This is a genomic window from Onishia taeanensis (genome assembly GCF_013349955.1).
Classification (GTDB): Bacteria; Pseudomonadota; Gammaproteobacteria; order Pseudomonadales; family Halomonadaceae; genus Onishia; species Onishia taeanensis_B.
The window spans coordinates 245,653-264,510 of record NZ_JABVXC010000001.1 but is presented as its reverse complement, the minus strand read 5'-3'; the positions used below and the strand labels follow the sequence as shown (position 1 = coordinate 264,510).

Genomic DNA, 18,858 nt, shown 5'->3' with positions numbered 1-18,858 from the left:
GTCGACCTTGGCCGTCTTGCGGCCCCGGCCGGTCTGTCATACGGTTGTTTGAAACCAAGCCGTGCCACCGTGCGAGGACTCGCCGTGACGACCTACCCGCATCTCTTCCAGCCGCTGACGCTGGGTAATCTGACCCTGCCCAACCGCGTGCTGATGGGCTCGATGCACACCAACCTCGAGGAAGCCCCCGGCGGTTTCGCCCGGCTGGCGGCCTTCTATGCCGAGCGTGCCCGGGCCGGCGTGGGCCTGATCGTGACCGGCGGCATCGCCCCCAACCCGGAAGGCGCCGTTTTCCAAGGCGCCGCCAAGCTCACCGACGACCAGGAGGCTGTCGCCCACCGTCCAGTCAGCGAGGCGGTGCACGGCGAGGGCGGGCGCATCTGCCTGCAGATTCTGCATGCCGGTCGCTACGCCTACTCGCCGGAGCTGGTGGCGCCTTCGGCGATTCGCGCACCGATCAACGCCTTCACGCCCCGCGCACTGGAAAGCGATGAGGTCGAGCAGCAGATCGAGGACTATGTACGCTGCGCCCGCCTGGCCCTGGAGGCCGGCTATGACGGCGTCGAGGTGATGGGCTCAGAGGGTTATCTGATCAACCAGTTTCTGTGCCGGCGCACCAACCAGCGCGAGGATGCCTGGGGCGGAGACTTCGCTGCCCGCATGCGCTTTCCGGTGGAGATCGTGCGACGCATTCGCGCCGCTCTGGGGCCGGACTTCCTGATCATCTTTCGCCTGTCGATGCTGGATCTGGTCGATGACGGCAGCAGCTGGCAGGAAGTGGTCGCCCTGGGTCGTGCCCTCGAGGAGGCCGGGGTCGATCTGATCAATACGGGGATCGGCTGGCACGAAGCGCGGGTGCCCACCATCGTCACCAGCGTGCCGCGGGCCGCCTTCACCGAGGTGACGCGGCGCATGAAAGCCGAGCTCTCGGTACCCTTGATCACCACCAATCGCATCAATATGCCAGAGGTCGCCGAACGGGTGCTGGCCGAGGGGCACGCCGACCTGGTGTCCATGGCGCGACCCTTTCTCGCCGACCCCGAGTGGATGGCGAAGGCACATGAGGGGCGCAGCGACGAGATAAACACCTGTATCGCCTGCAACCAGGCCTGCCTCGATCATACCTTTCAGGGCAAGCTGACCTCCTGTCTGGTCAATCCGCGCGCCTGTCACGAGACCGAACTTTCAATCACGCCGGCCGAATCGCCTCAGGACATCGCCGTGGTCGGCGCCGGGCCGGCGGGGCTGGCGACCGCGGTCACCGCCGCTGGCCGCGGTCATCGGGTGGTGCTCTTCGAGCGCGAAGGCGAAGTGGGTGGGCAGTTCAACTACGCCCGGCGAATTCCCGGCAAGGAGGAGTTCAATGAGACGCTGCGCTACTACAAGGTGATGCTCGAAAAATACGCTGTCGAGGTGCGCCTGAACACCCAGGCGAGTCTGGAGACCCTCAAGGGCTTCGCGGCCGTGGTGCTGGCCAGTGGCGTGCGCCCCCGTCATCTCGAACTCCCGGGCAGCGATCATCCCAAGGTGCTTGGGTACCCAGAGGCGATTCGCCACCCCGAGCGGGTCGGTTCTCGGGTTGCGATCATCGGTGCCGGTGGCATCGGCTTCGATGTGGCGGAGCTGCTGACTCATCCAGGGCAGGAAGGCGCGCCGGGACAACCACTCAACGGTCAGGCGCTGGACGCCTGGTGTCGGGAGTGGGGCGTCGATCTTTCGGCCCGTGAGGGCGCGGGGCTGACCGCTGCCCAGCGTCCAAGGGTGAGGCGCCGCGTGACCCTGCTGCAGCGCAAGACCAGTAAGCCCGGCAAGGGGCTCGGCACCAGCACCGGCTGGGTGCATCGGGCCTCGCTGCGTCATCGTGGCGTCGAGACGCTGGCCGGCTGTGAGTATCTGTCTATCGACGATGCCGGGCTACATCTGCGCGTGGCGGGGGAGGCGCGGCTGCTCGAGGTCGACAGTATCGTGGTCTGTGCCGGCCAGGAGCCGGTGCGCGAACTCTTCGCCCCGCTTGAGGGCGCCGGGGTGGCGGTGCACCTGATCGGCGGTGCCGATGAGGCCGCCGAGCTCGACGCCAAGCGGGCCATCGACCAAGGCACACGGCTGGCGGCGCGCTTATAGCACTGCGGATCGCCGTGTAATGGAGGGTGAGGGCAAGCAGGTGCAGCCTCTCACGAGGGTGGTAGACTGGTCTAAGCGTGTAATCCACGCCGACTGTCAGGGTGTTGCGATGAACCCGTCGCAATGCGCCTTCGTGAACACTGTGTGTAAGGACACCTCAGATGGAACCCGACTGCACTCCGCGCTACTTGGCCAGTGACAACACCTCCGGGATCTGTCCAGAGGCCATGGAATACCTGCTCGAGGCCAATCGCTGCGATGATCTCGCCTATGGCAACGACAGTTGGACCGAGCGGGCGACCGACCGCTTCCGTGAACTCTTCGATTACGACTGCGACGTCTTCTTCGTCTTCAATGGCACGGCCGCCAACTCGTTGACGTTGGCCGCCATGGGCCGCAGCTATCACAGCGTGATCTGCCACGAGCTCGCCCATATCGAGACCGATGAATGCGGAGGGCCGGAATTCTTCTCCAACGGTGCCAAGCTGCTGACCTCGCCGGGCGAGCACGGCAAGCTGACGCCAGAGGGCATAGAGGCGCTGGTCACCAAGCGCAGCGATATCCACTATCCCAAGCCCCGCGTGATCTCTCTGACGCAGGCCACCGAGGTCGGGACCCTCTACAGCCTCGATGAGCTGCGGGCGATTCGCGCCATGGCCGACAAGCATGACCTGCGTCTGCACATGGACGGCGCGCGCTTTGCCAACGCCTGTGCGGCGTTGAATGTGTCGCCCGCCGAGTTGACCTGGCAGGTCGGCATCGATGCGCTGTGCTTTTCGGGCACCAAGAACGGCATGGCGATGGGCGAAGCGATTCTGTTCTTCAACCGTGAGCTGTCCGAGGATTTCGCTTACCGCTGCAAGCAGGCCGGCCAGTTGGCTTCGAAGATGCGCTTCATTGCCGCCCCTTGGTTGGGGCTCCTGGAGAGCGGCGCCTGGCGCACTAACGCCGAACACGCCAATGCCATGGCCCGTTATTTGGCCGATGGCCTGACCGGGTTGCCCGGCGTCGAAGCGATGTTCCCGACCCAGGCCAACAGCGTCTTCGTCAGCCTGCCGCCGACGGCGATCACGGCGCTCAAGGCCCGCGGTTGGACCTTCTATACGTTTATCGGCGCCGGCGGGGTGCGTTTCGTGTGTTCCTGGAACACCACCACCGAGCTGCTCGATGCGCTGCTCGATGATATGCGTGACGCCCTGGGCCAGGCGTGAGCCCCCTTCCCCGTACGTCTGGCCTTCTCTCTGCCGGCCGCCACTCACTGGCGGTCGGCGGCTTTTTCGCCTAGCGTTCAAAATCTCGGTGACTTTCAACGAACGATCCTTGCGCTTCTGAGCTCTTATAGGTCAGTGGCGTCAGACAGTCGTTGCGTTGAAGTGCGAGCAAGCCCCTGGCAACCGAATCTGTCTACGCTGATAGATGTGCCCGCCTCGAACTGACAGTTCCCGTCATCGTCGAGGAATCGTGCTTAAGGAGGCTTCGATGAGCATCTTCGATCATGTCCAGAATCGCTACGAACGCGTTCAACAGGAGGAACTCAGCCTCAAGGAGTACCTGGAACTTTGCCGTAGCGATCCCACTGCCTACGCCTCGGCCGCCGAGCGCATGCTGGTGGCGATCGGGGAGCCCGAGGTGATCGATACTGCCAAGGATTCCCGGCTATCGCGCATTTTTTCCAATAAGGTGATCCGCCGCTACCCTGCGTTCTCCGAGTTCTACGGCATGGAGGAGGCGATCGAGCAGATCGTCGCCTACTTCCGTCATGCCGCTCAGGGCCTGGAAGAGCGCAAGCAGATCCTCTATCTGCTGGGCCCGGTGGGGGGCGGTAAATCGTCCCTGGCCGAACGCCTGAAACTGCTGATGGAGCGTGTGCCTTTCTATGCCATCAAGGGCTCGCCAGTATTCGAGTCGCCCTTGGGGCTGTTCTCCCCAGAGGAGGATGGTGAACTGCTCGAGAAGGAGTACGGCATTCCCAGGCGCTGCCTGAAGAGCGTGATGTCGCCCTGGGCATCCAAGCGCCTCAAGGAGTATGGCGGTGACATCTCAGAGTTCCGGGTGGTGCGTCTCTTCCCGTCACGTCTCAATCAGATCGCTATCTCCAAGACCGAGCCCGGTGACGAGAACAATCAGGACATTTCCTCGCTGGTTGGCAAGGTCGATATTCGCCAACTCGAGCTTTATTCCCAGGACGATCCGGATGCCTACAGCTTCTCTGGCGGACTGTGCAAGGCCAACCAGGGCCTGATGGAGTTCGTGGAGATGTTCAAGGCGCCGATCAAGGTGCTGCATCCACTGCTGACAGCCACCCAGGAGGGAAATTACAACCCCACTGAAGGCATGGGGGCTATTCCCTTCGATGGCGTGGTGCTGGCGCACTCCAACGAAAGCGAGTGGCAGACCTTCCGTAACAATCGCAACAACGAGGCCTTTCTCGACCGGGTCTACATGGTCAAGGTGCCTTACTGCCTGCGGGTGACCGAAGAGGTCAAGATCTATCAGAAGCTGCTCGAGCACTCATCGCTCGCTCAGGCGCCCTGCGCGCCGGATACGCTGCGCATGCTGGCTCAGTTCACGGTGCTCTCGCGGCTCAAGGAGCCTGAAAATTCCAGCATCTATTCGAAGATGCGGGTGTATGACGGCAAGAACCTCAAGGACACCGACCCCAAGGCCAAGTCGATTCAGGAGTACCGCGACGGAGCCGGAGTCGATGAGGGGATGAACGGACTCTCGACCCGCTTTGCCTTCAAGATCCTCTCCAAGGTGTTCAACTTCGATACCCATGAGATCGCCGCCAATCCGGTCCATCTGCTTTATGTGCTGGAACAGCGACTGGAGCAGGAGCAACTGCCCAAGGAAGTCTTCGAGCGCTATCTGCGCTTCATCAAGGAGTTCCTGGCGCCGCGCTACGTCGATTTCATTGGCAAGGAGATTCAGACCGCCTATCTCGAATCCTACTCCGAGTATGGCCAGAACATCTTCGATCGCTATGTGACCTACGCGGATTTCTGGATTCAGGATCAGGAATACCGCGACCCGGAGACCGGCGAGCTGTTCAATCGCCAGTCGCTCAACGAGGAGCTCGAGAAGATCGAGAAGCCGGCGGGCATCTCCAATCCCAAGGACTTCCGTCATGAGGTGGTCAATTTCGTGCTGCGGGCAAGGGCGCAGAACAACGGCATGAACCCCAGCTGGGGCTCCTACGAGAAGCTGCGCGGCGTGATCGAGAAGAAGATGTTTGCCAACACCGAGGAGCTGCTGCCGGTCATCTCCTTCAATGCCAAGGCGTCCCAGTCGGATCAGAGAAAGCACGAAGACTTCGTCGCGCGGATGGTCGACCGCGGTTACACCGAGAAGCAGGTGCGGCTGTTGTCGGAATGGTACCTGCGCGTGCGCAAGTCCCAGTGATGCTTCAGGTCCCAGTGACACTCCAGGCCTCAGATGCGTGCGACTGAGGCCTGGATGGGGGCGCCGTGAGGCGCATCACCGGGCCGGGTAACCGGCCCGGTCAGCGGCGCGAGGCGCCGGGAGGGCAGCATGAGTTATTTCATCGATCGACGGGCCAATGCCAAGCACAAGAGCGCGGTCAATCGGCAGCGTTTCCTCGATCGCTATCGCACTCATATCAAGCGCTCGGTGGAGGAAGCCGTCAATCGCCGTTCAATCACCGACATGCAGCACGGCGAAAAGGTCTCTATCCCGACGCGGGATATCTCCGAACCGGTCTTTCAGCACGGTCAGGGCGGGCATCGCTCCATCGTCAGCCCAGGCAACCGCGAATTCGATGAGGGCGATAGGCTGCGTCGCCCCAGCGGTGGCGGTGGCGGGGATGGTAGCGGCGAGGGTGGGGCGTCCAATCAGGGCGAGGGCATGGATGAATTCGCCTTCAGTCTGACGCGCGACGAGTTTCTCGATTTCGTCTTCGATGGCCTGGAGTTACCGCATCTCGAGCGCAAGCAGCTGATGGATCTCGAAGAGGTCAAGCCGGTGCGGTCCGGCATCACCCGTGACGGGGTGCCGTCGCGGATCAACATCGTGCGCTCGATGCGCGAGGCTCAGGCCCGGCGCATTGCCATGCGTGCGCCTATCCGGCGCGCTTTGCGTGAGGCCATGGACGCCCTCGAAGAGGAGGAACGCAAGGACCCGGTGCTGCGCAACCCGTCACGCGTCCAGGAGCTCAAGGCCGAGATCGAGCGGTTAGAAAAGCGTCTGGAGGCGGTGCCCTTCATCGATACCTATGACCTTCGCTACAATAATCTGGTCAACCAGCCCACGCCTTCCAACAAGGCGGTGATGTTCTGTGTGATGGACGTCTCAGGCTCGATGACCCAATCCCACAAGGACATCGCCAAGCGCTTCTTTCTGCTGCTGTACCTGTTCCTCGAGCGAAACTACGAGAAGGTCGAGCTGGTCTTTGTGCGCCACCATACTGCCGCCAAGGAAGTCGACGAGGAAGAGTTCTTCTATTCGAGGGAGACCGGCGGCACCATCGTGTCCAGCGCCCTGACCCTGGTCGACGAGATCATCAGTGATCGTTACCCACCCGCCGATTGGAACCTCTACGTTGCCCAAGCCTCCGACGGTGACAACTGGGACGACGATTCCACGACCTGCCGTGAAGTGCTGTCGAAGTCGCTGATGCGAAAACTCGCCTATTTCACCTATGTCGAGATTACGCCCCATGCCCACCAGGCGCTTTGGGAGGAATACGAGGCCGTCGAGGCGGATTTCCCCTCACGCTTCGCCATGCGCCAGATTATCGAGCCGGGGGATATCTACCCGGTGTTTCGCGAGCTGTTTCGTAAAGTCGAGGCCTGAGCGGCTCCAGGAGGCAGCATGACCCGACAGACCCCCATCGCCACCGGCTCGGACTGGAATTTCGAGGTGCTTGCCGAGTTCGAGCGCGAGATTGCCCGGCTCGCCGATGAATACCGCCTCGATACCTACCCCAATCAGATCGAGGTGATCACCTCCGAGCAGATGATGGATGCCTACGCCAGCGTCGGCATGCCGGTGGGTTACCATCACTGGTCCTTCGGCAAGCAGTTTCTGTCCGTCGAGCAGGCCTATCGCCGCGGTCAGATGGGGCTGGCCTACGAGCTCGTCATCAACTCGGACCCCTGCATTGCCTATTTGATGGAAGAAAACACCCTGATGATGCAGGTATTGGTCATGGCTCACGCCTGCTATGGCCATAACTCCTTCTTCAAGGGCAACTACCTGTTTCGCACCTGGACCGACGCCGGCTCGATCATCGATTACCTGGTATTCGCGCGGAAATACGTCGCCGAGTGTGAAGAGCGTTATGGAGTGGTAGCGGTCGAGCAGTTGCTGGATGCCTGTCATGCGCTGCAGAACTACGGCGTGGATCGCTATAAGCGTCCTTCGCCGATCTCCGCCGAGGAAGAGGCGCTGCGGCAAGCAGAGCGCGAGGAATACCTGCAGGCGCAGGTGAATACGCTGTGGCGCACCATTCCCCAGGCTGGCCAGGACCTGGAGGAGAACGCGCAGGACTATGGCGATGACCCGCTAGGGCTGCACCAGGCCGGTCGCTATCCGCCCGAGCCCCAGGAGAACCTTTTGTATTTCATTGAGAAGAACGCCCCCTTGCTGGCGCCCTGGCAGCGGGAGATCGTGCGCATCGTGCGCAAGCTGGCGCAGTATTTCTACCCGCAACGCCAGACGCAGGTGATGAACGAGGGTTGGGCAACCTTCTGGCACTACACCCTGATGAACCGAATGTTCGACGAAGGGCTGGTCGATGAGGGGCTGATCCTCGAGTTCCTGCAGTCGCACACCGCCGTCGTTCATCAGCAGCCTTTCGATAGTCCTTACTACAACGGCATCAACCCTTACGCGCTGGGGTTTGCGATGTTTACCGACATTCGCCGCATTTGCGAGGCGCCAACCGACGAGGATCGCGAATGGTTCCCCGACATCGCCGGCAGCAACTGGCTCGAGACGCTGCATTTTGCGATGCGCAACTTCAAGGATGAGTCGTTTATCCAGCAGTTCCTGTCGCCCAAGGTGATTCGTGACCTCAAGCTGTTCAATGTCATCGACGACGATCAAGATGAAATGCTCACGGTGGCGGCGATCCACGATGAGCGTGGCTATCGACGGCTACGCGAGGCACTGTCGGTGCAGTACGCGCTGTCGGTGCGGGAGCCGAATATCCAGATCTATGCCGCCGACATTCGCGGCGATCGCTCCTTGACGCTGCGTCACGTCCAGGATCGTCGTCGGCCGTTGGCCAAGAGCGTCTATCCGGTGATGCGCCACTTGCACCAGCTGTGGGGCTTCACGGTCCGGCTCGAATCGGTCGAAGACGATGAAGTGGTGCGTCGCTATCAATGGCCGCTGCCCAACGAAGGCGGGCAGGAGTAAGAGGCAAGAGCGAAGAGGTAAGAGCGAAGAGGCGGGCGGATGTTCAAGCTGCTAGCCAAGCGACGATTGGGAAAAGCATTCGGATAAGCCCCGATCGAGAAAAGCCCGTTTTCAGGAAAGCCAGCATCGAGCACACCAGAATAGACGTCAGCCAGAATGGCGCTCGGACTGAACCGACAAGACCCGCCAATTGGCGGGTCTTGTCGTCGTGCTTTGGCGCTATAGCGAGGCTGTAAGCCGGATCCTGGATCTCAGGATATGGGCCTTAGGCGGTGGTCCAGGATTGGCACCAGCCGTCCGCCGCCACGCTGTTCTGCGGGAACAGCTGACAGCCTTGGGTGTCGGCGTTATAGAACATGCAGTTGGAACACTTCTCGCCATCGGCATAGACCGGATGATCGCTGGCATCGCTTGCTTGGGTGACGTAGTTCAGTGCCTTTGCTTGCGGGTTGTCGGGATCCAGAGGGGGAAGGTCCTGAGCCAGGGCCTGGCGTGACAGGATACCCGCACCCAATGGCAGGGCGGCAAGGCCCAGCAGGCTGTTACGCATAAAGTCGCGACGACTCTGATTAGCCATGGTGTCTCCTTGGAGTTGGTCTTTTCCGGGTCCTTGGATGCCTTGCCAGGGGCGGGACCCGCTTCACGGTCATAGGGGCGGCTCGGGCCGCCTCTGATTTAGGCGAGGCTGCCTGGCCTCGCTTCCTGCCTCTTGCTTCTTCCGGTGCCTCGTTAGCGCGGCACCTGTCGACTATTGCACCTCATTGCCGCGCGGTCTCGTTATCGTTTCGAACGGCAGCGTTCCTGCCAATGCAATGCAGTGTATGCCGCCTACTGCGCAGTATGGCCTATGCGGCGTTGCGTCTGGCCATTTCGGTCAACGTAGTTTAGTGCATGACGCTGGAAGCAGGGAGCCTGCGGCGTGCGATACCGGCCCTGGGCCCCTCTAGGCTGCCTGATGCTGCCTGTGCGCATCAGGTGGCGCTGGTATACTCCCCGCTAATGCGGAAACCACAGCCGGGGACGTGAATGGGGATGTTGTTGTCGATGGGGCGTGCCGGACTACGTCGTCTGCTGATCGCGGGGCTGTTCGTGGCGGTGGCCACTGGGCTCTGGTATAGCCAGGAGGCCGAATATCGCGACAGCCTGAGCTGGAAGGGGGTCACGACCTGGGAGACTCCCACGCCACTGAGCCTGCACCGCGTGCTGCGCAACGATGGGTATCTGGTGGGCTGGTCCGACCTGAGGGTCAACCCGCTGTGGGTCAGCTACTGGTTGAATGATGCAGGGGCATCGCGAATCGGCGAGCGTCCCGACTTTCAGCGTGACTGGCGAACCCTCTGGCCGGTGAGCGCCGATAGCTATCGCGGCAGCGGCTATGATCGGGGGCATCTGGCCCCCAACTATGCCATTGCCAGTGTCTACGGTCGCGAGGCCCAACGCCAGACCTTTCTGATGAGCAATATGTCGCCCCAGCGGCCGCGCCTCAATCGTCAGCTTTGGCAGCGGCTGGAAGAGGTGGTGATGGATGATTTCGTGCCGCGCTTCGGTACCCTGCAGGTGATTACCGGGCCCATCTATCCTCAAGATTTTCTCGATGGTGCTTTTCGTCGGGTAGGCTTCACGCAGGTCCCTGAGGCCTTTTACAAGATCCTGGTAGTGCCCTCCGAGACGCCTCGTGTGCTGGCCTTCATCATGCCTCAGGAGGTCAGCGGCAATGAGCCGCTGGACCGCTTCCTGGTCAGCGTCGATGAGATAGAGGCCCGCACCGGCCTGGACTTCTTCCCGAACCTGCCTCAGGCAGCACAGACGCGCCTCGAGGGCGGCGTCAACCAGCGTGGCTGGGCGCTACAGGCGGTCGCGCGTCGTCCCGGGCGCTTTCAGTAAACATTATCTGGGTGCATGCAAGGTGTAGGCGTGCGAATACGCATCCGATAGGCGATATCTAGTGACAGATGCCGGGCACAAGCAGAACGCAAGGCGTGTGGCAAGGGGAGCGGGATAGCCAATACGGGGGTGACACAAGCGAGGCGCAAGCAGGCCGTTGCGAGGACGGCGAGATAAAACTAGAGGGGGATGATTAGTTGGTGCCCAGAAGAGGACTTGAACCTCCACATCCGTAAGGATACTAGCACCTGAAGCTAGCGCGTCTACCAATTCCGCCATCTGGGCAGCGGGGTCGCCGGGACCGGCGTTTCGGGAAGGTGTTACTGCATGATGCGAATTGGTGCCCGGGAGAGGACTTGAACCTCCACGTCCATAAGGACACTAGCACCTGAAGCTAGCGCGTCTACCAATTCCGCCACCCGGGCGCATCATGCTGGCCGGTGTTCGCGTGTCTGGGCATCGAGATCCTCGTCAAGAGTGATCAGGATGGTGCCCAGGAGAGGACTTGAACCTCCACGTCCATACGGACACTAGCACCTGAAGCTAGCGCGTCTACCAATTCCGCCACCTGGGCGAACACAAGCCATGTTGTGCCGTTGAATGATCAACGGGTCATGCCGATACTGCTAACTGCCATTACTGCCGGTGGGATTTTCATCCCGTGATGATCGAGCCTGAGCCTTGAGATCATCGATGGTGCCCGGGAGAGGACTTGAACCTCCACGTCCATACGGACACTAGCACCTGAAGCTAGCGCGTCTACCAATTCCGCCACCCGGGCAAGTGGGCGGTATAATACCGATTCCATGTGACAATGCAAGACGTGGGCCGGGGCGCCAGGAAGATTTTTCTGCGCAGGGCCAGCCGGTACCTGGCCGCCGAATGCTTGAGGCGCCGTCACGGTTATGGTTGGGTCGGGCTCGCTGCAACGCTATACTGGCGCCATGTTAATGAACACACGAATTCTTGCCTCACGCCCGTGGTGCATCGTTATTCCCTTATCAAGGACGCCTTGCGTATGACTCAGTGGACGCTCAGCGACGATCCCCACGCGGAACGTGAAGCCCACAAGTACGACAATCCGGTACCCAGCCGCGAATACCTCCTGCGCCGCCTCGAAGAGGCCGGCAAGCCCCTGACTCACGAGAACATGAGCCGGCTGCTGGGCCTCGAGGACGACGACCAGCAGGAAGCCGTGCGCCGCCGCCTGGCGGCCATGGAGCGCGATGGCCAGGTGCTGCGCAACCGCCGCGGCGCCTATGCGCTGATCGACAAGCTCGATCTGATCAAGGGCAAGGTGCTTGGACACCGCGACGGCTTCGGCTTCATTCTCCGCGACGACGGTAAAAAGCCCGACCTGGTGTTGCCGCCGCGCCAGATGCGCCGTGTCTTCCACGGTGATCACGTGCTGGTGCGCGTCAGCGGCCGTGACCGGCGCGGCCGTGACGAGGCGACCATCGCCGAAGTCATCGCCCGTAACACCCAGACCGTGGTGGGTATCTATCGTCAGAACAACGACGAGTTCGCGGTGCTGATCCCCGAGAACAGCCGCATCTCTCAGGAAGTGCTGATTCCCCATAGCGCCAGCGGTGGCGCTCAGGATGGACAGGTCGTCTCGGCGCGGATCGTCCAACAGCCCGAAACCCGCAAGCAGCCGGTGGGCGAAGTCATCGAGGTGCTCGGCGAGCGGATGGATCCGGGCATGGAGATCGGCATTGCCATCCGCAGCTACAACATCCCGGACGAGTTCCCGCCTGCGGTGGATGAGCAGATCGGCTCGATGTCCGCCGAGGTGGCCGAAGACGACAAGGCGCATCGTATCGACCTGCGTCACCTGCCGCTGGTGACCATCGATGATGAAAGCGCCAAGGACTTCGACGACGCCATTTGTGCCTACCAGACCAAGTCCGGTAGCTGGAAACTGCTCGTCGCCATCGCCGACGTCTCGCACTATGTGCGGCCGGGCAGTGCGCTGGATGAAGAGGCGCTGGTGCGCGGCAACTCGGTGTACTTCCCGGGCCAGGTCGTGCCGATGCTGCCCGAGTTGCTTTCCAACGGCCTGTGCTCGTTGAACCCGGCAGTCGATCGGCTGGCCCTGGTCTGCGAGATGAATATCTCCAAGACCGGTGCGATCAGCCGCTATCGCTTCTACGAGGCGGTCTTCCAGTCTCATGCGCGGCTGACCTACAATAAGGTCGGCAAGATGCTGCAGGAGCCCAATAGCCCCGAAGGTCAGGCGCTGCGCGAGGAGTACGCCTCCCTGGTGCCGTCGATCGAGCAACTGCACGAACTCTATCGGCTGTTGCGCACTGCGCGCAGCGAGCGCGGGGCCATCGACTTCGAGACCACCGAGACGGCGATCATCTTCAACGAAGAGCGCAAGATCGACTCCATCGTGCCGCGCTCGCGCAACGACGCTCACAAGATAGTCGAAGAGTGTATGCTGGCGGCCAACGTCGCCACCGCGCGCTTCCTCGACAAGCACGATCTTCCGGCGTTGTATCGCATTCACCAGCCGCCGACGCCTGAGCGCCTGGATCGCCTGCGCCTGTTCCTCAACGAGCTGGGCCTTTCCCTGGGGGGCGGCGACGAGCCGACGCCGCAGGACTACCAGGCGCTGCGCGAAGTCATCAAGGATCGCCCGGATGCCGATATCATCCAGACGGTGATGCTGCGTTCGATGAACCAGGCCGTGTATTCGCCCCAGAACGAGGGGCACTTCGGCCTGGCCTATCCGGCCTATGCTCACTTCACTTCGCCGATCCGTCGCTATCCGGACCTGCTGGTGCACCGGGCCATTCGCTCGGTCATCCGTGGGCCGCGCCAGACCACGACCGTGCTGCGGGCCGATGGCGCCTCGGTGGAGCCACCCAGCCGCTGGGCGCCTTACTCCTTCGAGCAGATGGTGCACTTCGGTGAGCACTGCTCGATGACCGAGCGGCGCGCCGACGACGCCACCCGCGACGTCGAAGACTGGCTCAAGTGTGAGTTCATGTCCGACAAGGTCGGCGATGTCTTCGAGGGCACCATCGCCTCGGTGACCCAGTTCGGTATCTTCGTGCGCCTCGATGATGTCTATGTCGAAGGGCTGGTACACGTTACCTCGCTGCCTTCCGACTACTATCACTACGAGGCCGAGAAGCATCGCCTCAAGGGCGAGCGCTCCGGCGTCAGCTATCGGCTGGGCGATGGTGTCACCGTGCAGGTCGCAAGGGTCGATCTCGACGACCGCAAGATCGACTTCGATCTGGTCGATGACAAGCCGCGTCAAAAGCGTGCGCCGCGTCGCAAGCCGGGCACCGAGCCACAGGCAGGCAGCGACAAGTCGCAGTCTGAAAAGCCCAAGAGCGACAAGCCCAAGTCGGGTCGTCGCCGCGGGCCGCGCAAGCCGCGGGGCGGCGGCGGTAAGCGCTGAGCTTAGGCGTAAGGCTAGGCGCTTAAAACCAGGCTAGGTGCTTACACTATGCACCTTGGCCAGACACTTGGCGCGGGCATGCTACGAACTATCAGGAAAAGCCGATCATGAAACGACGTCCCGGCCAGCGTGGGCCCAAGGCCCCCGCTGGCCTCGATGCGGTATATGGTGTGCATGCGGTGCGCGCCCTGCTGGCGAGGGGCGAAGCCCCGCGCGAACTCTGGGTGCAGGACGGCAGTGCGGGGGCTCGCCTGGCCGATCTGCTCGACGAGGCTCGCCGCCTCGGTACTCGCGTCCAGCTTCAGCCCCGCGATGCCCTCGATGCACTGGCCCAGGGTGCGGCGCACCAGGGCATCGTGGCGTTCTGTCCGCCGCTGTCGGCCGAGGGCGAAGAGTCTCTGTGGCTTCGACTCAATGGCTGGACCAAGGATACGCCGCCGCTACTGCTGATCCTCGATGGTGTCACCGACGTGCACAACTTCGGTGCCTGCCTGCGCAGCGCCGATGCCGCCGGCGTGGATGGCGTCATCGTACCCAAGGATAAAGCCGCGCCGCTCAACGCCACCGTGCGCAAGGTGGCCTGCGGGGCCGCTGAGAGCGTGCCCGTCTATCAGGTCACCAACCTGGCGCGGGCCATGGGCAAGCTGAAGGATCACGGCGTATGGATCACCGGCACCGCCGGCGAGGCCGAGGCCAGCGTCTTCGACGGCGATTTCAGCGGTCCTTGCGCGCTGGTGATGGGCGCCGAAGGCAAGGGCATGCGGCGGCTGACCCGCGAAGCCTGCGATAACCTGGTCAAGTTGCCGATGGTGGGCAGTGTATCGAGTCTCAACGTCTCGGTGGCCACTGGTATCTGCCTGTTCGAGGCGCTGCGACAGCGTCAGCTTGCAAGCTAGCCGGGCGGTCACTACAATTGTCCGGCTTGGTCGGACTGCGGCCAGACAACACACCCGTTAAATCACTCCTTGCTTCCCCTGGTGCTGCGAAGGCTTTCCTTCGACATGCCCTATGGAAGCTGTCAAACCGAAAGGAGACACTATGCGTCATTACGAAATCGTGTTCATGGTCCACCCGGACCAGAGCGAACAGGTTCCGGCGATGGTCGAACGTTACACCAGCCTCGTTACCGAGAGCGGCGGCAGCGTTCATCGTCTGGAAGATTGGGGCCGTCGTCACCTGGCGTATCCGATCAACAAGATCCACAAGGCTCACTACGTGCTGATGAACGTCGAGTGCAGCGGCGAGACCCTCGAAGAAATCGAGAATATCTTCCGCTTCAACGATGCGATCATCCGTAGCCTGGTCGTGCGTTGCAAGGAAGCCATCACCGAAGCTTCACCGATGATGAAGCCGGCGGAAGAAAAGCGTCCGCGTCGCGAAGACAAGCCGCGCGAACGTACCGAAACCGCTGAAGCTAACTGATACGCACCGCCAGGAGGATTTTTACATGGCACGCTTTTTCCGTCGCCGCAAGTTTTGCCGTTTTACCGCCGAAGGCGTGAAGCAGATCGACTATAAAGATCTGGACACTCTCAAGGCCTACGTCACCGAGACCGGCAAGATCGTTCCGAGCCGCATCACCGGTACCAAGGCACGCTACCAGCGCCAGCTGTCCAGCGCTATCAAGCGCGCGCGCTACCTGGCTCTGCTGCCGTACTCCGATAGCCACCAGTAAGCCGTTCGCGTGATGCTTACGATTGCCCGCTGGATGATGCGGGGGTTGCCCTACGCTGCCGGAGGGGCGGCGATTGCAGGGCTGGTACCTTGGCTGTTCTGGATGAGCGCCGCCATCGCTGGCTTGGTGACTCTGCGCCAGGGCATGGCCTCGGCGCTGCCGGTGATCCTGGCGGCGGGCTTGCCCGCCGGCTGGTGGTGGGTTCAGGGGGACGTGATCCCGCTGGCAACCCTGTTGCTGGTGACCCTGATGGGCGTGGTGCTCAGAGAGCGCCTGCGTTGGTCAGAGGCGCTGATCAGCGGTTCGCTGGCCGGAGCCGCCATGGTCCAGCTAGGCGTCTTTCTGCCACCAGGTGGCAGTCAGGCACTGCTCGACCAGCTCCGCGAGAGTTCAACGGAGGCTCAGCGAATCCTGGAGGATTTGACCCAACAGGGCATCTCCACCGAGGCACTCGCGACCCTCGTCGTCGGTGGTGTCAGCGGCATCATCGTGCTGCTGCTCGCCGTGGCCTGCCTGGCCTTGGCGCGTGGCTGGCAAGCCGGGCTCTATAATCCCGGCGGCTTTCGCGAAGAGTTTCACTCTTTGCGGTTGGCGCCGCGGGAGCTGGTGACCCTGGTGGTGTTGGGGATCCTCGGCTCGCTGCTGGCATTGCCGGGACTGGCGATTCTCGCTTGGGTACCCCTGCTGATCGCGGGCATTGCGCTGATTCACGGAATTATTGGTCTCAAGGGGATGAAGGGGCTCTGGTTGGTGATCTTCTACGTACTGCTGATCACGACTTGGCCCACGATTCTGATTGTGCTGCTGTTGGCTCTGATCGATACGTTTGCGGACTTCCGCACGCGTCTGGCCCGCAGCGTCTGACAAGAGGTTCACGAGATGGAAGTCATTCTGCTCGACAACATTGGCAAGCTGGGCGGCCTGGGTGACAAGGTCACCGTCAAGCCTGGTTACGGCCGTAACTACCTGATGCCTTACGGCCTGGCCGTTCCGGCAACCAAAGAAAACCTGGAAGCCTTCCAAGCCCAGCGTGCCGAGCTCGAAGCTCAGGCCGCCGAGCGCAAGGCCGAAGCCGAAGCCCGCGCTGCACAGCTGGCCGAAATCGAGCTGTCGCTGGTCGCCAAGTCTGGCGAAGACGGCAAGCTGTTCGGTTCCATCGGTCCGCGCGATCTGGCCGAAGCTATCGCCCAGGCCGGCATCGACCTCGCCAAGAGCGAAGTTCGCATGCCGGAAGGTCCGCTGCGTCGGACTGGCGAATACGATATCGACCTGCAACTGCATGCCGAAGTGGCATCCAGCGTGCGCGTCGTCATCGTCGCCGAGTAAGTCGTCGCCTAGCGCGTCAGCCCGCATCTTCGATGGTGCGCGCATGACGTGACGAAGGACACGCAGAGACACACGGGGATTTCCCCGTGTGTCTTTTTTTTGCGCGCTCGTTGACCCTCGGCCTTCTTGCTATGGCAGTCCGCCGCCTGATGGCAGTGCCCACGCAGATGACGGTGAGGCGGGTGAATCTCCCTTATCTTGTTTAGACATTGGTCGGAAAAGGGTCGATTTCCTTTTGCGAGGCTGGGCTTAAACGATTAAGTTCTGCCTTGAACGATGATTCCTGTTTTGCGGAAGGGGTCGTTCAGGGGCTATTCGATGGTATCGGCAATATCCGTTCACGCCGACCATCTTAAACGATAAAGATCACAAGCCCCGGTGTTTTACACAACAAGCATAAAAGGACTCGCCCCCATGAATGCAGCCATGCTGAGAACCCCGCTCGTTGCCGCCGTTGCCGTCGCCAGCTTCACCATGAGCGGCCTGGCCAGCGCCCAGCAAAGTGATATCGAACAGCGCCTGGCCGACCTCGAAGCCCGCGTTGCCGCCGCCGAGGCCCGCGCCGATGCCGCCGAAGCACGTGCCGCGTCGGTCGAAGAGAGCGTTGATGCTGGCCAGGAGCGCCTGGATAAGGTGGCCCGCCAAGCCAGCGGTGAGGAAGGCTTATCCTTCAACGCCTACGCGCGCTCTGGTCTGTTGATCGGTGATGACGGCAAAAGCATTTCGGGTGGCCCCTATATCACACCCGCCGGTGGGCTGGGTGGGGCCGTGGGCCGGTTGGGCAATGAGCCGGATACCTATGTCGAGACGGTGCTTAACTACCGCCAGACCTACGACAACGGTACCAAGGCCCTCTACCGCACCATGCTTGCCGATGGCGTGACCACCAGCAACGACTGGACCGCCGATGAATCCGATCTCAATGTGCGCCAGGTCTTCGTCGAGCTCAGTGACCTGCCAAGCTTTACCGGTGCCTTCGAGAATGCCTCGATCTGGGCCGGTAAGCGCTTCGATCGCGACAACTTCGACATCCATTGGCTGGACTCGGATTTCATCTTTCTCGCCGGCACCGGCGGCGGTATCTATGATGTCCAGCTCGCCGACGACTGGAAGGCCAACTTCTCGGTCTATGGCCGCAGTTACACGGACTTCAATGTCGTATCCGAGGTGGATCCCAATGATAACGACACCGACAGCTTCATCTATACGGTCAACAACTACTTCGGCAATCTGCAGTGGATGGTCAACGGCCTGAGCGCGGCCGACAATGACACCCGTGATCTCGGCAATGGCTCTACCGCCGCCGACAGCGGTGTTCACACCATGCTGGCCTACCACGGCGACAGCTTCTTCGGCCTTGGCGAGGGCAGTTTCAAGGCGGCGTTACTGCACGGCCAGGGCTTGGGCGCCGAGGTCAAGGGGCTGGGTTCCGACGGCGATTTAACCGAGGATGCAACCGCAACGCGCCTCGCCGTCTATGGCACCACCTACCTGGCGCCCAAGTGGCGCATCGCGCCCTCGGTGTTCGCGGAGACCAGTCAAGACCGATACGATGACGGTGACGAGTATCAGTGGGCTGGACTTAATGTGCGTCTCGCTAATGAGTTGACCGAAAACTTCGAGATGCAGTACGAGGCCAGCTACCAGTATATGGACCTTGATCAGGGGCCGACGGGTAATGCCGCCGACGGCAACTACACCAAGTACACCATCGCGCCGACCTTCAAGCCTCAGGTGGGCGGTTTCTGGCAGCGTCCCGAGATTCGCGTGTTTACCTCCTACACCGACTGGGACGAAGAACTGAACGACTATTCGAGCGACGATGCCTTCGGCGATGACGGCTTTACCGGCGGTCAGTGGAGCTTCGGCGTGCAAACAGAAGTCTGGTTCTAATCTAAAACTCACCCATACTGCATCTAACGGCAGGGCGGGCGTGTCGCGACGCCCGCCCTGGTCTTAAGCTCGGTGTCTCGATCCTTTCCCGCATGCCTAACGGCCTGCGGGTTTTTTCATTGTCGGTAAGCCTGGTCAAGAATGGGGTGCGCCGCAGGGATGG

Annotated in this window: 14 protein-coding genes and 4 tRNA genes; 13 read left to right on the top strand and 5 right to left on the bottom strand. The window is 61.7% G+C overall.

Annotation, left to right across the window (positions count from 1 at the left end; genetic code table 11):
- The first annotated feature begins 84 nt into the window (after positions 1-84).
- The 5 genes from HUS66_RS01205 (at position 85) to HUS66_RS01185 (ending at position 8,502) form a co-directional block, all read left to right on the top strand.
- Entirely contained in the window at positions 85-2,121 is a 2,037-nt protein-coding gene (locus tag HUS66_RS01205) for an NADPH-dependent 2,4-dienoyl-CoA reductase (protein ID WP_282847769.1), read from the top strand.
- 161 nt (positions 2,122-2,282) lie between these two features.
- Positions 2,283-3,332 carry a threonine aldolase family protein gene (locus HUS66_RS01200; protein ID WP_175069161.1) on the top strand — a complete coding sequence of 350 codons (1,050 nt, stop codon included), beginning with the start codon at positions 2,283-2,285 and terminating at the stop codon, positions 3,330-3,332.
- A 268-nt stretch (positions 3,333-3,600) separates the two neighbouring features.
- Positions 3,601-5,523 (top strand): PrkA family serine protein kinase, encoded by a 1,923-nt coding sequence (locus HUS66_RS01195; RefSeq protein ID WP_175069160.1) that lies wholly within the window; start codon positions 3,601-3,603, stop codon positions 5,521-5,523.
- A 129-nt stretch (positions 5,524-5,652) separates the two neighbouring features.
- Positions 5,653-6,933, top strand: a complete 1,281-nt coding sequence (locus tag HUS66_RS01190; RefSeq protein WP_175069159.1) for a YeaH/YhbH family protein — start codon at positions 5,653-5,655, stop codon at positions 6,931-6,933.
- Positions 6,934-6,951: 18 nt separating this feature from the next.
- Positions 6,952-8,502 (top strand): SpoVR family protein, encoded by a 1,551-nt coding sequence (locus HUS66_RS01185; RefSeq protein WP_175069158.1) that lies wholly within the window; start codon positions 6,952-6,954, stop codon positions 8,500-8,502.
- A gap of 265 nt (positions 8,503-8,767) precedes the next feature.
- On the opposite strand, the gene HUS66_RS01180 is transcribed toward HUS66_RS01185, so the two are convergent.
- Complete coding sequence (locus HUS66_RS01180; protein WP_175069157.1) at positions 8,768-9,079, bottom strand: high-potential iron-sulfur protein; 312 nt, start codon at positions 9,077-9,079, stop codon at positions 8,768-8,770.
- A gap of 449 nt (positions 9,080-9,528) precedes the next feature.
- Here HUS66_RS01180 and HUS66_RS01175 point away from each other — a divergent pair, with 449 nt between their 5' ends.
- Positions 9,529-10,386 (top strand): DNA/RNA non-specific endonuclease, encoded by an 858-nt coding sequence (locus HUS66_RS01175; protein ID WP_175069156.1) that lies wholly within the window; start codon positions 9,529-9,531, stop codon positions 10,384-10,386.
- 198 nt (positions 10,387-10,584) lie between these two features.
- Here the strand turns inward: HUS66_RS01175 and HUS66_RS01170 are convergent.
- The 4 genes from HUS66_RS01170 to HUS66_RS01155 form a co-directional block, all read right to left on the bottom strand.
- Positions 10,585-10,671: transfer RNA gene (locus tag HUS66_RS01170), tRNA-Leu, on the bottom strand.
- A gap of 53 nt (positions 10,672-10,724) precedes the next feature.
- Positions 10,725-10,811, bottom strand: a tRNA-Leu gene (locus HUS66_RS01165).
- A gap of 62 nt (positions 10,812-10,873) precedes the next feature.
- Positions 10,874-10,960: transfer RNA gene (locus tag HUS66_RS01160), tRNA-Leu, on the bottom strand.
- Positions 10,961-11,080: 120 nt separating this feature from the next.
- A tRNA-Leu gene (locus HUS66_RS01155) sits at positions 11,081-11,167 on the bottom strand.
- Between the two features lie 237 nt (positions 11,168-11,404).
- On the opposite strand from HUS66_RS01155, the gene rnr reads away from it, so the two are divergent.
- From rnr to HUS66_RS01120, 7 genes are all read left to right on the top strand, one after another.
- A complete protein-coding gene (rnr, locus tag HUS66_RS01150) occupies positions 11,405-13,801 on the top strand; it encodes a ribonuclease R (protein ID WP_175069155.1) in 2,397 nt (798 codons plus the stop codon).
- A gap of 107 nt (positions 13,802-13,908) precedes the next feature.
- Positions 13,909-14,697, top strand: coding sequence for a 23S rRNA (guanosine(2251)-2'-O)-methyltransferase RlmB (rlmB, locus tag HUS66_RS01145; protein WP_175069154.1), 789 nt, complete (start codon positions 13,909-13,911; stop codon positions 14,695-14,697).
- A gap of 142 nt (positions 14,698-14,839) precedes the next feature.
- The gene (gene rpsF / locus HUS66_RS01140) at positions 14,840-15,223 is read left to right on the top strand and encodes a 30S ribosomal protein S6 (RefSeq protein ID WP_092523329.1); all 384 of its coding nucleotides are present in this window, start codon (positions 14,840-14,842) and stop codon (positions 15,221-15,223) included.
- A 25-nt stretch (positions 15,224-15,248) separates the two neighbouring features.
- Entirely contained in the window at positions 15,249-15,476 is a 228-nt protein-coding gene (gene rpsR / locus HUS66_RS01135) for a 30S ribosomal protein S18 (RefSeq protein ID WP_092523331.1), read from the top strand.
- Between the two features lie 12 nt (positions 15,477-15,488).
- Positions 15,489-16,340, top strand: coding sequence for a hypothetical protein (locus HUS66_RS01130; RefSeq protein WP_175069428.1), 852 nt, complete (start codon positions 15,489-15,491; stop codon positions 16,338-16,340).
- Between the two features lie 15 nt (positions 16,341-16,355).
- Positions 16,356-16,802 (top strand): 50S ribosomal protein L9, encoded by a 447-nt coding sequence (gene rplI / locus HUS66_RS01125; RefSeq protein WP_112053720.1) that lies wholly within the window; start codon positions 16,356-16,358, stop codon positions 16,800-16,802.
- 414 nt (positions 16,803-17,216) lie between these two features.
- Complete coding sequence (locus tag HUS66_RS01120; RefSeq protein WP_175069153.1) at positions 17,217-18,695, top strand: carbohydrate porin; 1,479 nt, start codon at positions 17,217-17,219, stop codon at positions 18,693-18,695.
- Positions 18,696-18,858: the final 163 nt, after the last annotated feature.

Bases quoted from the DNA above. Each gene is read 5' to 3' on its own strand.
- HUS66_RS01200 (WP_175069161.1), top strand. From the start codon at position 2,283: ATGGAACCCGACTGCACTCCGCGCTACTTGGCCAGTGACAACACCTCC.
- HUS66_RS01195 (WP_175069160.1), top strand. From the start codon at position 3,601: ATGAGCATCTTCGATCATGTCCAGAATCGCTACGAACGCGTTCAACAG.
- HUS66_RS01190 (WP_175069159.1), top strand. From the start codon at position 5,653: ATGAGTTATTTCATCGATCGACGGGCCAATGCCAAGCACAAGAGCGCG.
- HUS66_RS01185 (WP_175069158.1), top strand. From the start codon at position 6,952: ATGACCCGACAGACCCCCATCGCCACCGGCTCGGACTGGAATTTCGAG.
- HUS66_RS01180 (WP_175069157.1), bottom strand. From the start codon at position 9,079: ATGGCTAATCAGAGTCGTCGCGACTTTATGCGTAACAGCCTGCTGGGC.
- HUS66_RS01175 (WP_175069156.1), top strand. From the start codon at position 9,529: ATGGGGATGTTGTTGTCGATGGGGCGTGCCGGACTACGTCGTCTGCTG.
- rnr (WP_175069155.1), top strand. From the start codon at position 11,405: ATGACTCAGTGGACGCTCAGCGACGATCCCCACGCGGAACGTGAAGCC.
- rlmB (WP_175069154.1), top strand. From the start codon at position 13,909: ATGAAACGACGTCCCGGCCAGCGTGGGCCCAAGGCCCCCGCTGGCCTC.
- rpsF (WP_092523329.1), top strand. From the start codon at position 14,840: ATGCGTCATTACGAAATCGTGTTCATGGTCCACCCGGACCAGAGCGAA.
- rpsR (WP_092523331.1), top strand. From the start codon at position 15,249: ATGGCACGCTTTTTCCGTCGCCGCAAGTTTTGCCGTTTTACCGCCGAA.
- HUS66_RS01130 (WP_175069428.1), top strand. From the start codon at position 15,489: ATGCTTACGATTGCCCGCTGGATGATGCGGGGGTTGCCCTACGCTGCC.
- rplI (WP_112053720.1), top strand. From the start codon at position 16,356: ATGGAAGTCATTCTGCTCGACAACATTGGCAAGCTGGGCGGCCTGGGT.
- HUS66_RS01120 (WP_175069153.1), top strand. From the start codon at position 17,217: ATGAATGCAGCCATGCTGAGAACCCCGCTCGTTGCCGCCGTTGCCGTC.